12 protein-coding genes are annotated in these 11,474 nt (G+C 65.4%); 7 read left to right on the forward strand and 5 right to left on the reverse strand.

Annotated elements, in window-relative coordinates; translation table 11 throughout:
* Positions 1-181: 181 nt before the first annotated feature.
* Together A6F65_RS06925 and A6F65_RS06930 are read right to left on the reverse strand one after the other, a co-directional pair.
* Positions 182-988: a SapC family protein gene (locus A6F65_RS06925; RefSeq protein WP_067787148.1), complete on the reverse strand. Its 807-nt coding sequence runs from the start codon at positions 986-988 to the stop codon at positions 182-184.
* Between the two features lie 76 nt (positions 989-1,064).
* A complete protein-coding gene (locus A6F65_RS06930; protein ID WP_067787150.1) occupies positions 1,065-2,522 on the reverse strand; it encodes an FAD-binding oxidoreductase in 1,458 nt (485 codons plus the stop codon).
* A gap of 126 nt (positions 2,523-2,648) precedes the next feature.
* Between A6F65_RS06930 and A6F65_RS06935 the strand changes: the two genes are divergently transcribed.
* The 3 genes from A6F65_RS06935 to A6F65_RS06945 all read left to right on the forward strand — a co-directional run bounded on the left by A6F65_RS06935 (position 2,649) and on the right by A6F65_RS06945 (position 5,658).
* On the forward strand, positions 2,649-3,152 hold the full coding sequence (locus tag A6F65_RS06935; protein ID WP_067787152.1) for a hypothetical protein: 504 nt from the start codon (positions 2,649-2,651) through the stop codon (positions 3,150-3,152).
* Positions 3,153-3,305: 153 nt separating this feature from the next.
* A complete protein-coding gene (locus A6F65_RS06940) occupies positions 3,306-4,778 on the forward strand; it encodes a DEAD/DEAH box helicase (protein WP_067787154.1) in 1,473 nt (490 codons plus the stop codon).
* A gap of 52 nt (positions 4,779-4,830) precedes the next feature.
* Entirely contained in the window at positions 4,831-5,658 is an 828-nt protein-coding gene (locus A6F65_RS06945; RefSeq protein ID WP_067787156.1) for a sterol desaturase family protein, read from the forward strand.
* Here the strand turns inward: A6F65_RS06945 and A6F65_RS06950 are convergent.
* Positions 5,655-7,952 (reverse strand): ATP-dependent helicase, encoded by a 2,298-nt coding sequence (locus A6F65_RS06950; RefSeq protein ID WP_067787159.1) that lies wholly within the window; start codon positions 7,950-7,952, stop codon positions 5,655-5,657. The genes A6F65_RS06945 and A6F65_RS06950 overlap by 4 nt on opposite strands.
* 102 nt (positions 7,953-8,054) lie before the next feature.
* Here A6F65_RS06950 and A6F65_RS06955 point away from each other — a divergent pair, with 102 nt between their 5' ends.
* The 3 genes from A6F65_RS06955 to A6F65_RS06965 all read left to right on the forward strand — a co-directional run bounded on the left by A6F65_RS06955 (position 8,055) and on the right by A6F65_RS06965 (position 9,539).
* Positions 8,055-8,342, forward strand: coding sequence for a hypothetical protein (locus tag A6F65_RS06955; RefSeq protein WP_067787161.1), 288 nt, complete (start codon positions 8,055-8,057; stop codon positions 8,340-8,342).
* Between the two features lie 255 nt (positions 8,343-8,597).
* Positions 8,598-9,038: a hypothetical protein gene (locus tag A6F65_RS06960; protein WP_157093083.1), complete on the forward strand. Its 441-nt coding sequence runs from the start codon at positions 8,598-8,600 to the stop codon at positions 9,036-9,038.
* A gap of 87 nt (positions 9,039-9,125) precedes the next feature.
* Entirely contained in the window at positions 9,126-9,539 is a 414-nt protein-coding gene (locus A6F65_RS06965; protein ID WP_067787166.1) for a GFA family protein, read from the forward strand.
* Between the two features lie 30 nt (positions 9,540-9,569).
* Here A6F65_RS06965 and rsmD read toward each other — a convergent pair whose 3' ends face one another.
* Positions 9,570-10,115 (reverse strand): 16S rRNA (guanine(966)-N(2))-methyltransferase RsmD, encoded by a 546-nt coding sequence (rsmD, locus tag A6F65_RS06970; protein ID WP_067787168.1) that lies wholly within the window; start codon positions 10,113-10,115, stop codon positions 9,570-9,572.
* Between the two features lie 81 nt (positions 10,116-10,196).
* Between rsmD and A6F65_RS13045 the strand changes: the two genes are divergently transcribed.
* Positions 10,197-10,607, forward strand: coding sequence for a nuclear transport factor 2 family protein (locus A6F65_RS13045; RefSeq protein WP_067787171.1), 411 nt, complete (start codon positions 10,197-10,199; stop codon positions 10,605-10,607).
* 6 nt (positions 10,608-10,613) lie between these two features.
* Here the strand turns inward: A6F65_RS13045 and A6F65_RS06980 are convergent, their stop codons facing one another.
* Positions 10,614-11,462, reverse strand: coding sequence for a pseudouridine synthase (locus A6F65_RS06980; RefSeq protein ID WP_083989305.1), 849 nt, complete (start codon positions 11,460-11,462; stop codon positions 10,614-10,616).
* Positions 11,463-11,474: the final 12 nt, after the last annotated feature.

Consider the following 11,474-nt stretch of genomic DNA (forward strand, 5'->3'; position numbering starts at 1 on the left):
GCCAAGGTTCAGGGAGGAGTGTGCCGAAGCACACTGTTCGATCAGGCCATGAGGGGAGCGCCGACCGAACGATTTCCTTTTAGGACTTATACCCTGAACGGAAGGTGACCAGGCCGCCCGAAATCACGCGAAAAGCGCTGTGTTTCGGACGGGCCGGATCAAGTCATGCAATTACGCCGAATCAGGCGTCCTTGGTGGCGTCAGCGCCCAGCGCTGCGCTGTCTGCGGCGGCCTTCACCGGGCCCTTGCCGGCTTCGACCTGGCGGGCGAAGACCGTGCGCATCAGGTCGAGCGAGAACAGGTGCGCCTGGATCAGCGGCAGCAGGCCGTTCTGGTTCCACTTGCGCAGCTGGTCGCCGGTCAGCTCACGCAGCTTTTCCTGGTTGACCATCTTGAAGCCGCGATAGGTGAAGGGCTGCTCGTCCGCACCGCGCGAGATGGAGACTTCGCCGTCCATCAGCAGGTCGTGCTTCTGCAGTTCGTCGATGAACTGCTGCGTGCGCATGCCGGCTTCTTCGAACTGCTGGCAGAACTGCAGCAGGTTCTTGGTGTGATCGCTGGCTTCGTCACCGTCGAACAGCTTCTCGCCATCGTCGAATTCGCCGACCAGGCCGCTGGAGGGATCGACGCAGAGCGACATCTGGTCCGTATCCGGCTGCAGCTTGGCGAGCAGGAAAGGATAGCGGCGCATGTAGGCCGGGACGTAGATCTCTTCCAGCGCCTTGCCTTCATCGTCGAAGAACACGTTCACGCCTTCGTTCAGGCCCATCAGTGCCAGCGGCACGGGCTTGTCGGAATTGCTGAACACGATCGGGAAGTTGCGCTGGGCCAGCGGGAACTCTTCCACGGTCAGCGGAAGGGCGTGCTGGTTCACGACCCACTTGGCGCGGTCCGTCGTGCGCGAGCGCCATTCGGCATGGTCGCGGCTGTTGAGCGGGGTGAGGTCGTTGTAGAACAGGGGCAGGTTCGCTTGCGGCGCGCTGGCCATGAGATTTCTCCGAAAAGGTCTGAAACTGGTCTCTCGCGCAGGCCGTGCAGCCACTCGCGGGTGATGCGCGGGGGCTTTAGGCGTTCGCGCCCTCCGGTGCAAGCGCCTGCTCGTCCGGCAGCAGCTTGCCCGGGTTAAGCAGGCCCTGCGGGTCCAGCGCCCGCTTCACGGCGCGCATCATGCTGCGGCGGGCCGGATCGTCCAGGCGCGCCAGTTCGTCCACCTTCATCTGGCCAATTCCATGCTCTGCGCTGATGGAGCCGCCCCAGCGCGCGACCAAGTCATGCACGAAGCGGCTCACGGCCTTGCCCTCGCTCGCTTCCCACTCGCCGCGCACTGCGCCTTTCGGGGCCAACACGTGATAATGGACATTGCCATCGCCAAGATGGCCGAAGGCGACCGCCCGCATGCCGGGGAAGCGTTCTTCCACCAGCGGCAGCGTCTCGGCCACGAAATCGGCCATGCGATCCACCGGAACGGAGATGTCGTGCTGCATCGCCGGGCCGATGGCCCGCTCTGCCGGTGCGATTTCGTCGCGCAGCGCCCAGAAGCCATCGGCCTGCCCTTCGCTGGCGGCAATCGTCGCGTCCGCGATCTCGCCTGCGTCCAGCGCCTGCGAAAGCAGGTCCTCGGCCATGGACATCAGCTGGTTTGCGCCGGGCGCATCGGCGGCGAACTCAATCAGCGCGTTCCACTCATGCGGCTGCGAAAGCGGCGCACGGGCCCCGTCCGAATGGGCGAGCACGGCCTCGAGCGCGTGACGCGGCATCACTTCGAAGCCTTCCAGAACCTGCGCGCACTGCCTCTGCGCGCGCACCAGCAACCGGCGCGCGTCGCGCACATCATTCATGCCGGCCCACATCACCACCCGCCCGCCAAGCGCTGGCAGCAGGCGCAGCGTCGCGGCGGTGACAATGCCCAGCGTGCCTTCGGACCCGATCAGGAGCTGCTTCAGGTCGAAGCCGCGGTTGTCCTTCTTCAGCGGGGCGAGCGCATCGAAGATTTCGCCATCGGCCAGCACGGCCTCTATCCCCAGAACCTGCGCGCGCATCGTCCCATGACGCAGCACCTGCGTGCCCCCGGCATTGGTGGAAACGAGGCCGCCGATGGTCGCCGAACCCTTGCCGCCCAGCGTCAGCGGGAAACGCAGGCCGGCCTCGTCAGCGGCCTCGTGCAATGTCTGCAGGATCACGCCCGCCTCGCAAGTCGCCTGCATGCCATCGGCATCGAGGGAACGGATCGCGTTCATGCGCCGCAGGGACAGCAGCACGGACCGGCCCTGGCCATCCGGTGTGGCCCCGCCGCTCATCCCGCTGTTGCCGCCTTGGGGCACGATGGGCACGCCGTGCGCAGCGCACAGCTTCACGAAAGCAGCGACTTCCTGCGTGGAGGCGGGGGAGGCGAGGCCGATGGCCTTGCCCGAGTAGCGTCCGCGCCAGTCGGTCAGCCACGGCTCCATCAGCTCGGCATCCTGCGTGAAACCGCGCGGGCCAAGCAGGGCACGCGCTTCGGCCGGGAAGGCTGTGTCGTTCATGGCCACTCTTGTGCCAGCGGCGCTGCGGGGTTGCAAAGCAATCATGGGCGATTAAGCGGGTATTCAATCGCGCCGGTTAAGGAGGGGCCAGGCCGGGTTTTCCGGCAAAGGACCGATACTTCACGGATGACCCTGCTTTCGACCTTCCTGGCCAGCACCCTGCTGCTGCTGCAATCCGCTGGCGGTGCGCCGGCGGTGAAAATTGCGCCGGAAGCGGTGCTCGAAAACGCGCAGCCGGCCATTCAGGGACAGGTTCGCGTGCGCCAGAGCGTCGTCATCCGCATCTCGCCCCCGGCACCTGCTGAAAGTGACCGTGCGCTGGCGGAAGTGCCGCGGCGCAAGATGAATGCCCGCTACCAGGAAGAGCGCGTAGATGGCTGCGTGCGGATAGAATCGATTGCGGGCAGCAAGCCGCTGGCGAACAATCGCCTCCTCCTGTTCATGCGCGACCGCGGCATCCTGACGATCTCGCTCGACCGGGTGTGCAGCGCGCAGAGCTTCTATTCCGGCTTCTATGTCGAGCGGAATGGCGATGGGATGCTGTGCCCGGGGCGTGACAAGCTGCGCTCGCGCAACGGGATGGAATGCGAAGTGGGCGGCCTGGGCCGGCTGGTGGCCATTCGCGACTGAGCGGGCGCTGGCCAGTGGCGGCGTGCTTTTCTTGACTTTTTCGCCTTGCGGTGCATAGCGCGCGGGCGGTCTTCGCCAGACGACGCTGGCACCGTTATCCCGCAAATTTGCAAGCGCTCGGGCGGACCGGGCATTTATGGAATGTCCAAACCTATGAACTTCGCCGATCTCGGCCTTTCCCCCGAACTGCTCAAGGCGGTCGATGACGCGGGCTACACCACGCCCACACCGATCCAGGCCGAAGCCATCCCGCCCGTGCTGATGATGAAGGACATCATCGGTATCGCGCAGACCGGGACGGGCAAGACAGCCAGCTTCGTCCTGCCGATGATCGACATCATGGCCAGCGGCCGCCGCCGCGCCCTGATGCCGCGCAGCCTGATCCTTGAACCCACGCGCGAACTGGCCGCGCAGGTTGCCGAGAACTTCGAGAAGTACGGCAAGAACCACGACCTGAAGATGGCGCTGCTGATTGGCGGCGTGCAGATGGGCGACCAGCTGAAGGCGCTGAACGAAGGCGTGGACATCCTGATCGCCACGCCGGGCCGCCTGATGGACCTGTTCGAACGCGGCAAGATCCTGCTGAACGGCTGCGAGCTGCTGGTGATCGACGAAGCGGACCGCATGCTCGACATGGGCTTCATCCCGGACATCGAGTTCATCTGCGACAAGCTGCCCGACACGCGCCAGACCATGCTGTTTTCGGCCACCATGCCGAAGCCGATCGAGAACCTGGCCAAGAAGTTCCTCGACAATCCCAAGCGCATCGAGGTGAGCCGCGCGGCCACCACCAACAAGGACATCACCGCCTTCAAGGTGCCGGTGAAGTCCAACAAGAAGCGCGAGACGCTGGAATGGCTGCTGCGGCACGACCAGGTAGAAACCGCCATCGTGTTTTCCAACCGCAAGACCACTGTGCGCGAGCTGAACAAATATTTGCAGCGCAATGGCTTCTCCAGCGGCGAGATCCATGGCGATATCGACCAGGCTTCCCGCCAGAAGGAACTGGAGCGGTTCAAGTCCGGCGACATCAACATCCTGGTCGCCAGCGACGTCGCAGCGCGCGGGCTGGACATCAAGGGCGTGTCCCATGTCTTCAACTTCGACACGCCGTGGCATCCGGACGACTACGTCCACCGCATCGGCCGTACGGGCCGCGCAGGGGCCAAGGGCCGCGCATTCACCTTCGTGACGCCGGAAGACGCCGAGGCGATCGACAATGTCGAGAAGCTGACCAAGAATGTGATCAAGGTCTTCGGCAAGGAAGACGTGCGCGTCGAGCTGAAGGAGCCGGGGGCTTCTTCGGACAAGCCCAAGGGGCGCAAGCCCCGCTCCGATGACCGCAGCGAGCAGCGCGAAGAGCGCGAAGAGCGTCCGCAGGCGGATGAGGCGAAGGCTGACGAAAAGCCGAAGCGCGCACGCAAACCGCGCCAGGACCGCGACGAGGATGCACCCCGGGAACGGGCGAAAGCTCCCCGCGCGCCGCGCGAAGACAGGCCGAAGCGCGACGACACGGCCAAGCGCGAAGACAAGCCGCGGCGCCGCAGCGAGCCGAAGGAAGATCCCGTGCCGCCCGGCGAGTGGAACGGACCGCAGCCCGGCTTCCTTGGCGTCGGCTTCGACTAGGAACGCGGTTTAACGCCTTGTTACCCATCGCGCGGCTATCCTGCGCGGCGCGATGGAAAACCTGCTCGCAGATGTGGAGGCGTTGGTGCTGGGGCTTGCCCCGGCAGCGGCCGTGTTCGCCTTGCTGGCGCTGGTGCTGAAGCGCCGCCGCATCCTGTCCGCCCTGCGCAATTCGTGGCGCGAGACGCTGACGAACCTTGGCCTGATTGCGCTCAGTTCCATCGTGCTGGGCGCCGCGTTTCACTTCGTCGAACAGAACGCCAGCGCGCATCTCGCACTGTTCCCGCAGCTCGCCGCGACATGGGACGCGTTGCCGCAGGTCTGGCTGTTGGTGCTGGCCCTGCTGATCGACGATTTCATCGTCTATTGGCGGCACCGGTTCGAACATATGCCGCTGTGGTGGCCAGTTCATGCCGTGCACCATTCGGACGAGGCGATCACCTGGCTGACGCTGCAGCGCAAGCATCCGCTTGGCAAGCTGCTTGGCCTGCTGGTGGACGCAGCACCGCTGATCATCCTCGGCTTCCCGCTCTGGGTCATCGCCGCATCGGCCTTCATCCGCACGTGGTGGGGATACTTCATCCATGCGGACCTGCCATGGACGCTGGGCCCGCTCGGCCGAGTGCTGCTCAGCCCCGCCGCGCACCGCATGCACCACATCGATGACGAGGAGCTGATGGGCCGCAATTACGGCGGGTTCTTCACGCTGTGGGACCGCGTCTTCGGCACATGGGACGATGCCGCAGAGCATGTCGGCTGCCGCACGGGTATCGCCGGTGGCAGCAAGCACCTCGGCGGTGAACTTCTGCGGCCCTTCGCGGCGTGGTTCGGCAAACCCGCAAAGCCGCCCGCATCGGGGCAGGCCCAGGCCGAGGCCTAATCCGCCGCCTTCACGAAGCTGTCGATCACGCGCTTCGTGCCCGCCTTTTCGAATTCGATTTCCAGCTTGTTGCCTTCCTGGCCCATCACGGTGCCATAACCGAACTTGTCATGGAACACGCGCGAGCCCAGCGGCAGGTCGCTGCGCGGCTTGGCGGCGAAGCTGGCGGCGCTGCGGGTGTTCTCCCGCACGCGGACCTGCTTGGTGTCATATCCTGTGGCCAATGCGCGCTGCCAGCCGGGGCCGCGCGCCTGTGAGCGTTCAGGGCGATTCTGCACGACATGCGCGAAGGGGTCTTCGCTTTCCGACCAGTTCGCCTGCCACAGCGAGCGGCCGCCGGTCATCGTCGTCTCGCTCTCCACATGCTCGTCGGGAAGTTCTTCCACGAAGCGACTGGGGATGGAGCTGGTCCACTGGCCGTAAATGCGCCGATTCGCGGCGTGCAGGATTGTGCAGCGGCGTCGAGCGCGTGTGATGGCCACATAGGCCAGGCGGCGTTCCTCCTCCAGGCTGGCGAGCCCGCCTTCGTCCAGCGCGCGCTGGCTGGGGAACACGCCTTCCTCCCAGCCAGGCAGGAACACATGGTCGAATTCCAGCCCCTTAGCCGCGTGCATGGTCATGATGGTGACCTTCTCGCCGCCGCCGTCGCGGTCGTTATCCATCACCAGGCTCACATGCTCCAGGAAGTCGCCCAGCGTCTCGTATTCCTCCATCGCGCGGGCGAGCTCGACCAAGTTGTCGGCGCGGCCGGCGCTCTCGGCAGAGCGGTCGGCGGAGAGCATGGCGTTGTAGCCGCTTTCCTCCAGCACGATGCGCAGCAGTTCGGACGGGGTGACCTTCTCGGCCTGCTCGCGCCAGTGGAGGAAGCCCTGCATCAGGCCGGCAATGGTGTTGCGGGCTCGGGCAGGCAGTTCGTCGCTATCGGCCAGCTCCAGGGCGGCGGCGGCCAGCGGCTGGTCCGTGCGGCGCGCGTGCTGGTGCATCTTTTCCAGCGTCTTTGCGCCAAGGCCGCGCTTGGGCGTGTTGTAGATCCGCTCGAACGCAAGGTCGTCCGCCGGCTGGGCCACCACGCGCAAGTAAGCGAGTGCATCGCGGATTTCGGCGCGTTCGTAAAAGCGGAAGCCGCCCACGATGCGGTAATTCAGGCCGATCTGGATGAAGCGGTCCTCAAATTCGCGCGTCTGGTATTGCGCGCGCACAAGGATGGCGACCTGTTCCAGCGGCGCGCCTTCGCGCTCCAGCCGTTCGATCTCCTCGCCCACGCGGCGCGCTTCTTCCGGGGCGTCCCACACGCCGATCACGCGAACCTTCGTGCCTTCGGGCATCTCGGTCCACAGCGTCTTGCCAAGCCGTTCACTGTTGGCCGCGATCAGCCCCGATGCGGCGGCCAGGATCTGCGGGGTGGAGCGGTAATTCTGTTCCAGCTTGATCACGGCCGCGCCGGGAAAATCTTTCTCGAAGCGCAGGATATTGGCCACTTCCGCGCCGCGCCAGGAATAGATAGACTGGTCGTCATCCCCCACGACGCAGATATTCTTGCGCTCCTGCGCGATGAGCCGCAGCCACAGATACTGCACGGCATTGGTATCCTGGTATTCGTCCACCAGAACGTATTTGAAGCGCTGCTGGTATTGCTTCAGGATGTCCGGTTCGCGCCGCAAGATGTTGAGAACATGCAACAACAGGTCGCCGAAATCGCAGGCGTTCAGCGCCTTCAGCCGGTCCTGGTACTTGCGATAGAATTCCTGCCCGCGCCCATTGGCATAAGCCTCGTTCTCCACCGCATCGAGGTCTTCGGGATTGAGCCCGCGGTTCTTCCAGCGGTCAAGCAGGCCGGCCAGCTGACGCGGGGGCCAGCGCTTCTCGTCCAGCTCCGCATCGCGGATCAGCTGTTTCAGCAGCCGCAGCTGGTCGTCCGTGTCGATGATGGTGAAATTGCTCTGCAGTCCCACCAGCTCCGCATGGCGGCGCAGCATCTTTGCGCCGATGGAATGGAAGGTGCCGAGCCAGGGCATGCCCTCCAGCGCGCCGCCCGTCAGCTTGCCCACACGCTCGCGCATTTCGCGCGCCGCCTTGTTGGTGAAGGTGACGCACAGGATCTCGCTGGGCCATGCCAGCCGCTCTCGCACGATATGGGCCAGGCGGTGGGTGAGGGCGGCCGTCTTGCCTGTTCCCGCACCTGCCAGCATCAGCACCGGCCCCTGTGTCGTCATCACCGCCTCCCGCTGCGGCGGGTTCAGGTGCGACAGCCACTCGGGCGCGGCTTCGACAGGCAGGTTTGCGGGGGTGTTCACAGGTGAACAGCTAGGGAACACCGGCCAGCTGCGCAAGGGCTTCGGAACCTCGGTTGCGGCCTTCCGTTGGAAGGGCGGACGAAGACAAGAGGACGTAACCTTATGAAAAAGCTGACAGCCATCATTGCCGCAGGTGCATTTGCCGCCATCGCCACCCCCGCAATGGCCGATCACCACATGGAAGGTGAGAAGAAGGCGAAGTCCGACAAGTGGGAAGTGGTCGAGACCAATTCCCGCGGACAGGCCACCATGGTGCGCAATGGCGACACCACGATTGCCGTGTGCATGAAGGGCAAGACGGACAATTGTATCAACCCGCGCGAAGCGGGCCTGAAGTGGGGCAACCGCCCGCTGGCCTACTGGCCGGGCCAGCCTGCCAGCTCGATGTAAGCTGACGGCAGCAATTTGCCGCGCCTGAGGGCGTGGCTGGACGGGCGGCCGCGTTGGAGAGACGCGGTCGCCCTTTCTCTTATCCGGCCAAGGACGGTTGCAAATTTCGCCCCGGCCCGTTCGCGGCACCGGTTTCGGTGAAGGTTGGCAGGTGCGCGGCAGCCGGTGCGTCGCAGCATTGCTTGTCAAAGCGAACGCCCGCATCAGGGCGGCGGTCGTTCGTTGCGCATGATCTATCCACTAAAGGAGAATGACATGCGTATTTCCCTAATCATTGCTGCCATGGGGTTGGCAGCACCCGGCATTGCCTTTGCGCAGGACGTGCCGCCCGATCCGATGCAATCGGAACACGGCGTGCCGGATACCTCTCCGCCCGTTGTTCCGGATACCGGTGACCCGATGGCTCCGCCCGGTGATGCCGAAAGGCAGGCGGCCTATGACAGCTGGTCGCCCGAACGGCAGGGCGAATACACGCTCTGGTCCGAGGCCGCGCAGGATTACTTCTGGACGCTGAGCGAACAGCGCAAGGAGTGGTTCTGGCTGCTCGTGCCCGACGACCGGATCGCCCTGCTGGCCATGCAGCCGGAGCAGCGGGAGATGGCCTGGACCCGGCTGGAACAGCGGGTGAAGAGTGCGCCTCCCGAGGCAGAGCCCGAAACATCGCCGGACCAGCCAGCCGAACCGGATGGTCGCTGAGCCGACAGGCATAAAAGAGAGGGCGGCTGCGCAGCGGATGTGCCGCCGCCCTTTCCTTTTGCGCTATGCAGGGGCAGGGTCCGCGCCATGAGCGAGACAGAGACCTTTTCCGGCAGCTGCCATTGCGGCGCCATCCGCTATGAAATCAGCGGCGCGCCGATGAACCACACGCTGTGCCACTGCGCCGATTGCCGCCGCGCGACGGGCGCGCCCATGGTTGGCTGGGCGATGGTCGCGATGGACCAGCTTGCCGTCAGTGGGGAGCCTGCAATTTACGCCAGCGGCGAGGATGCCCGGCGGCATTTCTGCATCCAGTGCGGCACGTCCCTGTTCTACAGCAATGCGGCGCTGCTGCCCGGCGTTGCCGACGTGACCACCGCCACGCTCGACGATCCCGAGGCGCTGCCGCCCGACTGCCATATCCAGGTGGCCGAGCGGATCGGCTGGATGGCCACGCAGCATGATCTGGCAGCTTTCGAGCGGTTCCCGCCGCACGACTAGGGGGCGTCAGCCGGTCAGCCGGTCAGCCGGTCAGCCCGTCAGCCGCGCCAGCGTCAGCTTCGCCTTGCCGACCTTGCGTTCGCTGTCGACGGTCAGCGATTTCAGCCGCACTTCCTCGTCCGCCGCGGTTTCCAGTGCCACCCACGTCGCCGGGCCGATCCAGCCAAGACGTGCCAGCCTGTCCAGCGCCACTGCGCCAGCGCCGGTGTGATAGGGCGGGTCCAGCAGGACCAGGTCGGTCGGCGCCTTCGCCGGGCCGAGCGAGAGCACGCTGCCTGCCTTCACATCGCACCGCTGCTGCGCGCGAAGGGCGGCAATGTTGTCGCGAATGGCGCGCACGGCGGCGGCGTCCTGCTCCACGAAAAGGCAATGCGCCGCGCCCCGGCTAAGCGCCTCCAGCCCCAGCGCGCCGGAGCCGGCAAACAAATCCGCCACGCTCAGCTCCTCGAAGCTGCCGATGCGGCTCGCCAGCATGGAGAACAGCGTCTCCCGCGTGCGATCCGCCGTCGGCCGCGTGCCGTCACCGGGCGGAGCCTTCAGCTGCCGCCGTTTCCATTCACCTGCGATAATCCTCATCACGTCGCTCCTACGGAACCTGCGGTGCTATGGTCCATTTTTATCTGCGACCGTCCCGGAAAAACAACAGAGGAGAATGACGTGCCCGACGTCTCAGCCAAACTTGAAATCCTGGAAACGCTCGCGCGGGCCAATCGCGCTTCGGATGAGAAAGACGTCCAAGGTGCGGCCCGCTGCTACACCGACGATGGCTTCATCGAAGGCGACATGCAGGCGGCGCAGGACAGCTTCGAGCAGGACCTGCAGCAGATCTACGATAACGAGCCGGGCCTGAAACGGCACGTAGGCTCCGGTCATATCTTCACGGACCATGACGAGAGCGTGCTGGTCGAATCACTCCTGACCGTGCTGGAGGGCGACGATGCGCCCAGCGTCGTTGCCACGGCGCAGATCGAAGACGAGGTCCGCCTGGTCGACGGAGAATGGAAGATCGCACGCCACCGGGTGGAGATGGACCCCGGCACGAAGAAGGCCATGGCCGCCGCCGGTTAAGCGGCGTCAGACCTTCTTCAGGCCGCTGCGGAACCGGTCCACGTCCTGCTTCTTCAGCTCGTCCGCCTGCCCGCGCGGCAGGTCGGCCAGCGGGAAGGGGCCGTAGGCGGTGCGGATCAGGCGGCTGACCTTCAGGCCGAGGTGTTCCAGAACGCGGCGAACCTCGCGGTTCTTGCCTTCCGCCAGCGTCAGTTCGATCCACTGGTTGCGGCCCGTGCGCCGCTCCAGATTCGCGTCGATCGGGCCGTAACGCACGCCCTCGACCTCGATACCGTCCATCAAATCTTCCAGCTGGGCTTGGCTGATGTCGCCGAAGGTGCGGGCGCGGTACGTGCGCGGGATTCCGCTGCTGGGCAGTTCCATGGCGCGTTTCAGCTCGCCATCGTTGGTCATCAGCAACAGGCCCTCGGTATTGAGGTCCAGCCGCCCGACCGGCATCAGCCGCGGCGTATCGGCGGGCAGGGCATTGCGCAGCGCGGTGTAAATCGTGGGCCGGCCTGAGAAGTCGCGCTCCGCCGTCAGCAGGCCTTCGGGTTTGTGGAAGCGGTAAAGCCGCGTGCGGTCGGGCTTGCCCACCGGCTTGCCGTCCACCGTCACGCCGCGCAGGTGCGGGATGATGGTGGCGGGCGTGTCCAGCACCTTCCCATCGATGGCGATGCGGCCATCGCCGATCATGCGCTCCACCTCGCGCCGGCTGGCGACACCGGCGCGGGCCAGCAGCTTTGCGATACGTTCGCCTTCCGGGCGGCCCGAGGGATCGGAGCCGGCGGCCTCGGGCGTTTTCGCGGGGCTGGCTGAGTTCTTGAGGGGATCGTAATCGGACATGGCATCGGCGCTTAGCTGTTGAGGCTGCATTCATCCAGCCTT

This window comes from Paraurantiacibacter namhicola, from assembly GCF_001687545.1.
GTDB classification, from domain to species: Bacteria; Pseudomonadota; Alphaproteobacteria; order Sphingomonadales; family Sphingomonadaceae; genus Paraurantiacibacter; species Paraurantiacibacter namhicola.

Bases quoted from the DNA above. Each gene is read 5' to 3' on its own strand.
- A6F65_RS06925 (WP_067787148.1), bottom strand. From the start codon at position 988: ATGGCCAGCGCGCCGCAAGCGAACCTGCCCCTGTTCTACAACGACCTC.
- A6F65_RS06930 (WP_067787150.1), bottom strand. From the start codon at position 2,522: ATGAACGACACAGCCTTCCCGGCCGAAGCGCGTGCCCTGCTTGGCCCG.
- A6F65_RS06935 (WP_067787152.1), top strand. From the start codon at position 2,649: ATGACCCTGCTTTCGACCTTCCTGGCCAGCACCCTGCTGCTGCTGCAA.
- A6F65_RS06940 (WP_067787154.1), top strand. From the start codon at position 3,306: ATGAACTTCGCCGATCTCGGCCTTTCCCCCGAACTGCTCAAGGCGGTC.
- A6F65_RS06945 (WP_067787156.1), top strand. From the start codon at position 4,831: ATGGAAAACCTGCTCGCAGATGTGGAGGCGTTGGTGCTGGGGCTTGCC.
- A6F65_RS06955 (WP_067787161.1), top strand. From the start codon at position 8,055: ATGAAAAAGCTGACAGCCATCATTGCCGCAGGTGCATTTGCCGCCATC.
- A6F65_RS06960 (WP_157093083.1), top strand. From the start codon at position 8,598: ATGCGTATTTCCCTAATCATTGCTGCCATGGGGTTGGCAGCACCCGGC.
- A6F65_RS06965 (WP_067787166.1), top strand. From the start codon at position 9,126: ATGAGCGAGACAGAGACCTTTTCCGGCAGCTGCCATTGCGGCGCCATC.
- rsmD (WP_067787168.1), bottom strand. From the start codon at position 10,115: ATGAGGATTATCGCAGGTGAATGGAAACGGCGGCAGCTGAAGGCTCCG.
- A6F65_RS06980 (WP_083989305.1), bottom strand. From the start codon at position 11,462: ATGCAGCCTCAACAGCTAAGCGCCGATGCCATGTCCGATTACGATCCC.